Here is a 9696-nt window from a genome sequence, read left to right as displayed (position 1 = left end):
TACTGCAGGGGGGACCCTGTGGGAGAGTAGGACGCCGCCGAACAATCATTGTGGGAGAGCCCCGCACCTTATGGTGCGGGGCTTTTCTGCGTTCAAGACCCATTACGCAGACGCAGGGTTTCGGCACCCTGCGTCTGTCTCTTTCTGTTCCCTCTCCTCGTACCGGCCGCACTGCCGCTAAAGGCGGCCGGCGGCCTTCAGCGCAAGATAGGCGTCTGCGAGAGCGGGAGCGAGTTTGTCGGGAGTGGCGTCGACGACGGTGACGCCATGACGCTGAAGCTGTTCGGCAGTACGTCGGCGTTGCGCCTGGGCCTGTGTGGCCGCCGCCGCGTCGTAGACGGCTTCGACATTGCCCCGGGCGCGGGACATCTGCTCGACATGAGGGTCGGCGACCGACGCCACAAGCACCGTGTGCCTCTGCGTGAGCTGAGGGAGGACGGGGAGCAGCCCCTCCTCGATGGGTGCGGCGTCGAGGCTGGTGAGCAGCACGACGAGCGAGCGGCGCGGGGCGCCCTGCAGGGCTGCGGCGCTGAGACCGCGAGCGTCCGTCTCCACGAGCTCGGGCTCCAGCGGAGCGAACGCGTTGACCATGGCGGGCAGGATCTCGCCGGCGGACCGGCCCTGGACCTGGGCTCGGACGCGACGGTCGTACGCCAGCATGCCCACGCGGTCGCCCGCGCGGGATGCCAGTGCGGTGAGGAGCAGGGCCGCGTCCATGGCCGCGTCGAGGCGTGGGACGTCGCCCACGCGACCAGCCGACGTGCGGCCGGTGTCGAGCACGATGAGGATGTGGCGGTCGCGCTCAGGGCGCCAGGTCCGTACGGCGACGGTGCTCTGCCGGGCGGTGGCGCGCCAGTCGATGGACCGGGTGTCGTCCCCGGGGACGTAGTCGCGGAGACTGTCGAACTCGGTTCCCTGGCCGCGGATCAGAACGCTGGTCCGGCCGTCGAGCTCGCGGAGGCGGGCCAGTCTGGACGGCAGGTGCTTGCGGCTGGTGAACGGCGGCAGCACGCGGACAGTCCAGGGGACTCGGTGGCTGCCCTGTCGGGCGGCGAGGCCGAGCGGGCCGTACGAGCGGACGGTGACACGCTCCGCCTGGCGGTCTCCGCGGCGAGTGGGGCGCAGGGTGGTCGTCACCCGTCGGCGTTCCCCCGCTGGGACGGTGACGGTGTGCCGGGATGCGGCTTGCTCGGTTCCGGCGACCCAGCTGCTCGGTGGCCAGGCATCGCGGAGCTGGGCGCGCAGGCGGCGGTTGGAGGCGTTTGTGACCGTGAGCTGGACTTCCGCGCCGTCACCCAATCGAACTGATGTATCACCACTTCGAGTGAAACGGAGCGTTCGCACTGGCGCGGCGAGGGCGTAGTCGCACAGGATTGCGAGTGAGAGAGGGGCGTTGACCGCGAGCATCCCGGTCCAGCTCGGTCCGAGGATGCCCACGGGGAGCGAGCCGAGAGCGGCGAGGAGCGCGGTGCGTCCGGTGAGGGCCATGGGGGGCCTCAGCGGGGGACGGGGACGTGGCTGAGGATTGCGGTGATGACGGAGTCGGGGGTGACTCCTTCCATCTCCGCCTCGGGCCGGAGCTGGATGCGGTGGCGCAGTGTGGGCAGAGCCAATGCCTTCACATCGTCCGGGATGACGTAGTCGCGGCCCGTCAGCCAGGCCCAGGCGCGGGCGGTGGACAGCAGGGCAGTGGCGCCTCGAGGGGAGGCGCCGAGAGTGAGCGAGGGGGATTCACGGGTGGCACGGCAGATATCGACGACGTAGCCGGCGATCTCGGCGGAGACCGACGTCTTGGCAACCGCAGCGCGAGCCGCCTCCAAGTCGGCGGGGCCGGCGACGGGCCGTACGCCTGCGGCGACGAGGTCGCGCGGGTTGAAGCCTTCTGCGTGGCGGGTCAGGACGCTGATCTCGTCCTCGCGGGAAGGCAGAGGGACCGTCAGCTTGAGGAGGAAGCGGTCCAGCTGCGCTTCGGGCAGCGGGTAAGTGCCCTCGTACTCAACGGGGTTCTGGGTCGCGGCGACCAGGAATGGCTCGGGCAGCGGGCGGGGCGTGCCGTCGACCGTGACCTGACGCTCCTCCATCGCTTCGAGGAGAGACGACTGGGTCTTGGGCGGGGTGCGGTTGATCTCGTCGGCCAAGAGGAGGTTGGTGAACACAGGGCCGGGCTGGAAGGAGAACTCGGCGGTACGCGCGTCATAGACGAGGGACCCGGTGACGTCGCTGGGCATCAGGTCGGGGGTGAACTGCACACGCTTGGTGTCGAGTTCAAGAGACGCCGCGAGGGTGCGGACCAGGAGCGTCTTGGCGACGCCGGGCACTCCCTCGAGGAGAACGTGACCTCGGCAGAGCAGGGCCACGACGAGCCCGGTGACAGCGGGGTCCTGGCCGACGACGGCCTTGGCGATCTCGGTGCGCAGGGCCTCCAGGGAGGTGCGGGCGCGGTCCGAGCTCTCAGCTGTCTCGGTGGTCGGGGCGCTCATGAAGTGCGTACCTCTCTTTCGAGGGCGTCGAGTTGGTCGGTCAGGCGGACGAGGGCGGCGTCGTCGGACGGGGCCGGTCCGAAGAGCAGCGACCTGAGGTCCCGATCGCCGCTTGGGAGGTGGGCCGAGACCGCCGGGAGCAGGGCCTCCGGAGAGTGTGCGTCGACCGGGGGCACGCCGAGAAGGGGTGCGAGGCGAGCGCGCGTCGCCGAACGCAGTGCGGCGGCGGCGCGGTCGCGGGCGTTCACATGTCGGTAGAGGCGGGCGCGGCCCTCGGTGGACTCCGAGGCGCGGATGGCCACGGGGAGGCGTTCGGTGACGAGGGGGCCGAGGCGTCGGGCGCGCCAGACGGCGGCGAGGGCTGCGGCGAGGGCGAGTTGGAGGGTCCCCCAGAGCCAGCCGGAGGGGATCAGGTCGAGGAACGTGTCGTCGGCCTCTTCCTCGCCGCTGCCACCGCCGCTGCCACCGCCGCTGCCACCGTCGCTGCCGCCGCCTTCTTGGGCGGAGGCGTCGCCGAGAGAGGGGAGGTACCAGACCAGATGCTGGCGGGAGCCGAGGAGTTGCAGAGCGAGGGAGGCGTTGCCGTGCTCGTCGAGACGGTCGTTGTAGAGGATGTCGGGGGAGCCGAGCAGGACGGTGTCGCCGTTGTCGGGGCCCTTCACTACGAGCAGGGTGGGCAGGCCTCCGCTGAGGTAGCACTGTTCGGCGCCGGAGGCGTCGGTGGAGTAGCGCTCCCCGCCGAGGTCGACGTCGCCGGCGGTGCGGGCTGCGGGGAGCGAGCACTGCGGGTCGAGTGCCGAGACCGGGTCGGGGGATTCGGCGTGGACGCCGGGGGCCAGTGTGCCGACGGAGGCGGGACCGGCGGAGACGAGGACCGTGCGGCCTCCGTTCCTGGCCGTCGCGTCGCGGAGGGTCTGCTGCTGGTAGTCCGTCAGCAGGTCGGGGGAGGCCACGAGAAGAGTGGTGTCGGGGTCCGTGGAGGTGGTGGCCCCTTCGAGAGTGGTGACCACTCGGGTGGAGACGCCGCGGTCCTTGAGGAGCTCGGCGACGGCGCGGCTGCCGTACTGGTCCGCGGAGCGGGGGTCGAGGCGCCCGTGCTGGTCTCCGGAGCGCAGGGCTGCCAGGGCGATCCCGGCGGCGACGAGGATGACCAGTGCGAGCATCAGGCCCCGTATACGCCGCCATACCTGCTGGGCGTTGGGGGACATGGAGGTGGAGTCGAGGGAGGCCGCGCTCATGCGGGTGCTCCCTGGGCTGCTCCGGTCAGTTGGGGCTTGGTGCGCTCCAGCTCGAGGTCCAGGTCGCGGAGGCGTCCGTATGCCTGCTCGTCGGCGGTGCGGCCGCCGTATGTGACGTCGTCGAACTCCCGGGCTGCGGCGCGAAGTCCGTCGGCGCGGCTCGGGAGGGAGCGGCCGGCTTCCGCGGCGGCCTCGTCGGCGGTGCGGCCGGGGCGCGGGTCCAGAAGGGCTCGTTCCTCCAGGGAGCGGACGATGGCGCGCATCCGCTCCTGGACAGCCTGGTTCCAGCGTCCGGCTGCGGCGTGGGCCTCGGCGGCGGCACGGTGCTCCGATGCGCTGCGGGGGCTGTCGTCGAAGAGCGAGTCGGCGGCGCCGGCGCTTCGCTGGGGGGTGCCCAGACGCCACCAGAGGGCGGCGATCAATCCGATGACGAGGAGGAGGACGACCACCAGTCCGAGCGGACCGCCGGGGGCGGCGCCCGACGCGGAGTCGAAGAGGTCGCCGACCCAGTCCCAGAAGCGGTCGAGTGCGCGCTGGAGGAGGTTCGGGTCGTTCTCGTGGTACATCGGCTTGGACAGTTCCCGCTCCGCCGCCTCCCGGGCGGGGACGCGGGGAGTGTCCACCGGTACGTCGTCGCTCGCGCGCAGAGCCAGCCGCGCCGTCGTCACGCCCCCCGTGAACACCCCATCAGCTCCTGAAGGACGGGTTGCCCGGAGGCTCGGAGCCGTAGCCGGGGACGCCGGCGGCCCGTGCCAGGTCGAGGTCGAGGGCCTCGCGGCGGATGCGCTGGTCCACGTAGAGGAGGACGGTCACGCCGGCGGAGATCGGGTACGTGATGGAGGCCGCGATCACCGAGCCGATGCCCGTGATGATCAGGAAGGGCCAGCCGAAGTCGGGAGCCGTCCCGGACAGGAGGTCCGAGAAGCTGCTGCCGTCGACGGCGAACGCGATCACGGTGAAGGGAATCGCGATGATCATCGTCACCAGGACGGTCAGCAGCACCGTGAGCGCGATGATGCCGAACGTCCGCCACCAGGCGCCCTGGACGAGCTTGGCGGAGCGGCGCAGGGACTGGACGATCCCCTGGCGCTCCAGCATCAGCGCGGGCGAGGCGAGCGCGAAGCGGATCATCAGCCACAGGGTGACCGCGCAGCCGGCGAGACCTCCGAGGACGACGAGGGCGGCGCCGCCGCCTCCGCCGATCAGCACGCCCGGGATGAAGCCCACGGCCATGATGCCCACGCTCATGAGCGGGAGCAGCACGGTCAGGCCCAGCAGCTGAGGCAGCCGGGGCCGGGCCTCCTGCCAGGCGTCGGAGAGGTCCACGGGGCGGCCGAGCACCGACCGGCTGATCACCACGGTGAGCACCGCGGTGGTGATGAGCGTGCAGATCAAGGTGATGATCAGCGCGGGGACCATGGCGAGCAGGCTGGACTGGAGCGACTCGACGGACTGGCTGAGGGCTTCCGACGGGCTGGCGTTCGGGTCGACGTCGGGCGGCTCCGGCAGGAGGTAGCGCTCGACGAGGATGTTGGCGATCTCCGAGATCACCGAGACGGTGATGGTGACGCCCAGCACGGTGCGCCAGTGGGCGCGCAGGGTCGAGACCGCGCCGTCGAGGATCTCGCCGACGCCGAGGGGGCGCAGCGGGATGACTCCGGGCTTGGCGGCGGGGGGCTGACCCCAGGGGCCCTGCGGCTGGCCGCCTCCCCAGCCGGGTGCGGGCGGGGGGACCGGGCCGCGCTGCGGGGCCGGGGCCGTGGGCGCGGACCACTGTCCGGGGGGCGGCTGCTCCTTGGACCAGTTCGAGGCGGGGCCGCGCTCGTCGGCGGGCTCGGCGGGACGGGGCACGCCGTCATGCCCGTCAGAGGAGGCAGATCCGGGCGAAGCCCAGCCCGGAGTGTCGTTCACGCTCGTCCACCTCATGATTTGGTCGCGGAACCGACTCGCCGAGCCGGTGTGTTCACGGTGCCCTTCCGCCCCTGGAGGCGGCTGGTTGGCTGCCATCGTGCCACGCGCCGCCCAGCGGTGCGCCGGGCCCTGTGTCTTCGCACCTTCAATGTGGGTGGCTCACCGGGCAGACTGGGCGGATGGCTGATCAGTACGTACAGAAACCGGCCGAGGTCGAACCGTCGATGCTTCCGTCGCTGCGGTGGGACGAGCCGCCGGAGGGGCCCGTACTGGTGCTGCTCGACCAGACGCGGCTGCCCGCGGAGCAGGTCGAGCTCGTCTGCACCGACGTGCCCGCTCTGGTGGGGGCGATCCGGACGCTCGCCGTGCGGGGAGCGCCGCTGCTGGGCATCGCCGGTGCGTACGGGGTGGCGCTCGCGGCCGTGCGGGGCTTCGACGTCGCCGAGGCGGTGGAGCAGCTGGAGACCGCGCGGCCCACCGCGGTGAACCTGGCGTACGGGGTGCGGCTGGCGGCCGAGGCCCACCGGCGGGCGGTCGCCGCGGGGGCGGACTCCGGGCAGGCCGCGCAGGCGGCGCTGTCGGCGGCCAGGGAGCTGCACCGCGAGGACGCCGAGGCCAGTGCCGCCATGGCCGGGCACGGGCTGGCGCTGCTGGACGAGCTGCTGCCGGGCGGCGGTCACCGGATCCTCACCCACTGCAACACCGGGGCGCTGGTCTCCGGAGGAGAGGGCACCGCGTTCGCCGTGGCCCTCACCGCGCACCGCGCAGGCAGGCTGCGGCGGCTCTGGGTAGACGAGACGAGGCCCCTCCTGCAAGGCTCCCGGCTGACCGCCTATGAAGCGGCCCGCAATGGAATGCCGTACACACTGCTCACGGACAATGCCGCTGGGTCGTTGTTCTCGGCGGGGGAGGTGGATGCCGTACTCATCGGGGCGGACCGGATCGCGGCCGACGGATCAGTGGCGAACAAGGTGGGCAGCTACCCGCTGGCCGTGCTGGCGAAGTACCACCATGTGCCGTTCATCGTGGTCGCTCCGACGACGACGGTCGATCTGAGGACCGAGGACGGGGCCTCGATCGAGGTGGAGCAGCGGGCGGGGCAAGAAGTGACGGAGGTCACATCGCCCCAGCTGGGGGTCGGCGGGGCGGGTGGCGGGCTGTCGGTCGCGCCGCTCGGAACACAGGCCTACAACCCGGCCTTTGACGTCACACCCGCAGATCTGGTGACGGCGATCGTCACCGAGGTGGGAACGTTGTCCCCGGTCACGGGGGCAGGAATTGCAGAGCTGTGCGCCAGGTCACGCCAGGTAACGATTAGCTAATGGGATGATGTCGATTATGAAGGGACGTGTCCTTGTCGTCGACGACGACACCGCACTGGCCGAGATGCTCGGCATCGTGCTGCGTGGAGAAGGTTTCGAGCCGTCGTTCGTAGCGGACGGCGACAAGGCCCTTGCCGCTTTCCGGGAGGCCAAGCCGGACCTGGTCCTGCTGGACCTCATGCTGCCCGGACGTGACGGCATCGAGGTGTGCAGGCTGATCAGGGCCGAGTCCGGCGTGCCGATCGTGATGCTCACGGCCAAGAGCGACACCGTGGACGTGGTGGTCGGCCTGGAGTCCGGGGCCGATGACTACATCGTCAAGCCGTTCAAGCCGAAAGAGCTCGTCGCCCGGATCCGGGCGCGGCTGAGGAGGTCCGAGGAGCCCGCGCCGGAGCAGCTGGCGATCGGGGATCTGGTCATCGACGTGGCCGGTCACTCGGTGAAGCGGGAGGGCCAGTCGATCGCGCTGACCCCGCTCGAGTTCGACCTGCTGGTCGCCCTCGCCCGCAAGCCGTGGCAGGTCTTCACCCGTGAGGTGCTGCTCGAGCAGGTGTGGGGCTACCGCCACGCCGCGGACACCCGGCTGGTCAATGTGCACGTGCAGCGGCTGCGCTCCAAGGTCGAGAAGGACCCGGAGCGTCCCGAGATCGTGGTGACCGTCCGTGGCGTCGGATACAAGGCCGGGCCGAGCTGAGATGTCTCAAGGCAGCGTTGCTCCGAAGCCCGGGGAGCCGGGAGTCCGTACGGGGCGGGCTGCCGGACCGGGGCGTGAGCGCTCGCGATTCGGCCGTCTGCTCCAGGGCGGACGGCTGCTCCAGGACGGGGCGCCGGGCAATCCGGTGCCTCGGCTGGTCATGCGCTGGGTGCGCCGGCCGCTGCTGCCCGCAGTGCGGCTGTGGCGGCGCAACATCCAGCTCAGGGTGGTCGCGGGCACGCTGCTGATGTCGCTGGGCGTGGTGCTGCTGCTCGGCTTCGTGGTCATCGGACAGGTGCGCAACGGTCTTCTCGACGCCAAGGGCAAGGCCGCTCAGAGCCAGGCCGCCGGCGGTTTCGCCGCGGCGCAGGAGAAGGCGAACGCGCCGGTCGGCCCACGCGGCCAGGACGGCGCCGCCGATGGCACGGGCGCCGGCCGCCCCTGGCGGTCTGACCTGGTGGAACAGCTGGCCAGTGGTGGCCAGGGCGCGTTCAAGGTGGTGGCGCTGAGCGCCGACTCCGCGGGCATGGGCTCCAGCCGCGGACCCCGGACCTCGGGCGGCGTGGACCACGAGAGCATCCCGAAGTCGCTGCGTCAGGCCGTGGCCCAGGGGACGGGCACGTTCGAGACGTACATGCGGATCTCGTACAAGAACGAGGAGCACGATCCCGAGCCCGGCTTGGTCGTGGGCAAGCGGCTGAACGACATCGAGGGCAATCCGTACGAGCTCTACTACGTCTTCCCGCTGGCCCAGGAGGAGCAGTCGCTCAACTTGGTCAAGGGAACCCTCGCCACGGCCGGCCTCTTCGTCGTGGTCCTGCTGGGGGCCATCGCCTGGCTCGTGGTGCGGCAGATCGTCACCCCGGTGCGGATGGCCGCCGGCATCGCCGAACGGCTCTCCGCGGGCCGCCTGCAGGAGCGGATGAAGGTCACCGGCGAGGACGACATCGCCCGACTCGGCGAGGCCTTCAACAAGATGGCGCAGAACCTCCAGCTCAAGATCCAGCAGCTCGAGGAGCTCTCCCGGATGCAGCGGCGGTTCGTCTCGGACGTCTCGCACGAGCTGCGCACGCCCCTGACGACGGTGCGGATGGCCGCGGACGTCATCCATGAGGCGCGCGTGGACTTCGACCCGGTCACGGCGCGGTCCGCGGAGCTTCTCGGCGACCAGCTCGACCGTTTCGAGTCGCTGCTCTCCGACCTGCTGGAGATCAGCCGCTTCGACGCGGGGGCGGCGGCGCTGGAGGCCGACGCGATAGACCTGCGCGAGGTCGTACGGCGGGTGATCGGCGGGGCCGAGCCGCTGGCCGAGCGCAAGGGCAGCCGGATACGCGTGATGGGCGACGAGCAGCCGGTCGTGGCGGAGGCCGACGCCCGGCGGGTGGAGCGCATTCTGCGCAACCTCGTCGTCAACGCCGTCGAGCACGGCGAGGGCCGGGACGTGGTGGTCCGCATGGCCGTGGCCGGCGGAGCCGTCGCGGTCGCGGTGCGCGACTACGGCGTGGGACTCAAGCCGGGCGAGGCGACCCGGGTGTTCAACCGCTTCTGGCGGGCCGACCCGGCGCGCGCCCGTACCACCGGCGGTACCGGCCTCGGCCTGTCCATCGCGGTGGAGGACGCCCGGCTGCACGGCGGATGGCTGCAGGCGTGGGGCGAGCCCGGCGGGGGCTCGCAGTTCCGGCTGACCCTGCCGCGTACGGCGGACGAGCCGCTGCGCGGCTCGCCGATCCCCCTGGAGCCGGAGGACTCGCGCAAGGGCCGTGAGCGCGCCGAGGCGCCCGTTCCGCAGGGGCACGGGAACCGGCTGTCGTCCGTGCCCTCGCAGCCGTCGACCGACCGGTCGCCCCTCCCTGTGGCGCCGCGCACGGCGCCGGCCGGGGTGGACCCGGCGGCCCTGCCGGGCAACGGCGCGCGGGTGGTGTCGCGGCCGGCCGAGCGGCAGGACGTCGGCGCCGCAGCGCAGCTTTCTTCTGACCGGGAGGACACGACTCGTGGGCGCTGATCCCCGTCGCAAGGATCGCGACGGCCGAAAAGGCGTGCTGCGCGGCGTC

General features: G+C 71.7%; 8 protein-coding genes. 3 read left to right on the top strand and 5 right to left on the bottom strand.

All coding sequences use genetic code 11. The annotated features are described in order from the left end of the window. Positions 1-177: 177 nt before the first annotated feature. From AB0M39_RS26860 to AB0M39_RS26840, 5 genes are read right to left on the bottom strand one after another with little or no spacing between them, the layout of a single operon-like run. The gene (locus AB0M39_RS26860; protein WP_365368469.1) at positions 178-1488 is read right to left on the bottom strand and encodes a DUF58 domain-containing protein; all 1311 of its coding nucleotides are present in this window, start codon (positions 1486-1488) and stop codon (positions 178-180) included. Between the two features lie 8 nt (positions 1489-1496). Further along, the gene (locus tag AB0M39_RS26855) at positions 1497-2480 is read right to left on the bottom strand and encodes a MoxR family ATPase (RefSeq protein ID WP_365368468.1); all 984 of its coding nucleotides are present in this window, start codon (positions 2478-2480) and stop codon (positions 1497-1499) included. Continuing rightward, positions 2477-3718 (bottom strand): DUF4350 domain-containing protein, encoded by a 1242-nt coding sequence (locus AB0M39_RS26850; RefSeq protein WP_365368467.1) that lies wholly within the window; start codon positions 3716-3718, stop codon positions 2477-2479. Before AB0M39_RS26850 ends, AB0M39_RS26855 begins: the two co-directional genes overlap by 4 nt. Further along, positions 3715-4401: a DUF4129 domain-containing protein gene (locus AB0M39_RS26845; protein ID WP_365368466.1), complete on the bottom strand. Its 687-nt coding sequence runs from the start codon at positions 4399-4401 to the stop codon at positions 3715-3717. Before AB0M39_RS26845 ends, AB0M39_RS26850 begins: the two co-directional genes overlap by 4 nt. 4 nt (positions 4402-4405) lie before the next feature. After that, positions 4406-5629 (bottom strand): hypothetical protein, encoded by a 1224-nt coding sequence (locus AB0M39_RS26840; protein ID WP_365368465.1) that lies wholly within the window; start codon positions 5627-5629, stop codon positions 4406-4408. Positions 5630-5808: 179 nt separating this feature from the next. On the opposite strand from AB0M39_RS26840, the gene mtnA reads away from it, so the two are divergent. The 3 genes from mtnA to mtrB are packed head-to-tail and all read left to right on the top strand — an operon-like array spanning position 5809 to position 9647. After that, positions 5809-6951, top strand: coding sequence for an S-methyl-5-thioribose-1-phosphate isomerase (gene mtnA / locus AB0M39_RS26835; RefSeq protein WP_365368464.1), 1143 nt, complete (start codon positions 5809-5811; stop codon positions 6949-6951). 4 nt (positions 6952-6955) lie between these two features. Next, on the top strand, positions 6956-7645 hold the full coding sequence (gene mtrA / locus AB0M39_RS26830) for a two-component system response regulator MtrA (RefSeq protein WP_187438793.1): 690 nt from the start codon (positions 6956-6958) through the stop codon (positions 7643-7645). Position 7646: 1 nt separating this feature from the next. Beyond that, positions 7647-9647: an MtrAB system histidine kinase MtrB gene (mtrB, locus tag AB0M39_RS26825; protein WP_365368463.1), complete on the top strand. Its 2001-nt coding sequence runs from the start codon at positions 7647-7649 to the stop codon at positions 9645-9647. The last annotated feature ends 49 nt before the right edge of the window (positions 9648-9696 follow it).

Source organism: Streptomyces sp. NPDC051907, assembly GCF_040681075.1.
Lineage (GTDB): Bacteria > Actinomycetota > Actinomycetes > Streptomycetales > Streptomycetaceae > Streptomyces.
This window is presented reverse-complemented; position numbering and strand designations above follow the sequence as displayed.